General features: G+C 68.8%; 1 protein-coding gene. It reads right to left on the reverse strand.

All coding sequences use genetic code 11. The features are described 5' to 3' along the window. On the reverse strand, nucleotides 1–612 hold a 612-nt coding region (locus NW838_RS09800), incomplete at both ends, for a glycosyltransferase family 9 protein (protein ID WP_414427956.1).

Here is a 612-nt window from a genome sequence, read left to right on the forward strand (position 1 = left end):
TCCACCTTCCCATCGGCCCCCTTGACCGCCCGAAACGGCCCCTCTGAAGGCAGCAGCCGCAGCGGGTCGGTGGGCCCAAACAACGCCACCAGCGGCGTCTGGGTAGCCACCGCCAAGTGCATAGGAGCACTGTCCACACACAACAGCAGCGTCGCCCCCCCAATCAAAGCCGCCAGTTGCCCCACCCCCGCCGGTCGGCTCACCGGCACCCCCGGCAACTGCGCCATCAGCTCATCCGCCACCTGCTCATCCTCCGGCCCCACCACCAACACCAACGGCAGCTCAGGCCGCTGCTCCCGAAACCCCCTGACCACCTTCCCCCACTGACTGGCCGGATACAGCTTGCGCACCCCCTTCTGCTGCGACAGTTGGCTGGCCCCCGGATGCAGCAGCACATACTCCTGCACCCCCTCCCCCAACAGCCGCCGCCGCTCCTGCGCCGCCCACTCCAAGTCCGCTTTTTTCAGCCGAATCTGAGGCCGAACCGCCGCTGGAGCTAGGCCAAACCCCTGCACCAGGTCGTGGTACATCTGGGCCGCATACTGGGCCCCCTTCCAGGGCACCGGGTCGGTCAGCCACGGCCAACCCGGCCCCGGCGGCGCATAGCCCACC

Origin of the sequence: Synechococcus sp. R55.2, assembly GCF_047462075.1 — a bacterium.
GTDB lineage: Bacteria > Cyanobacteriota > Cyanobacteriia > Thermostichales > Thermostichaceae > Thermostichus.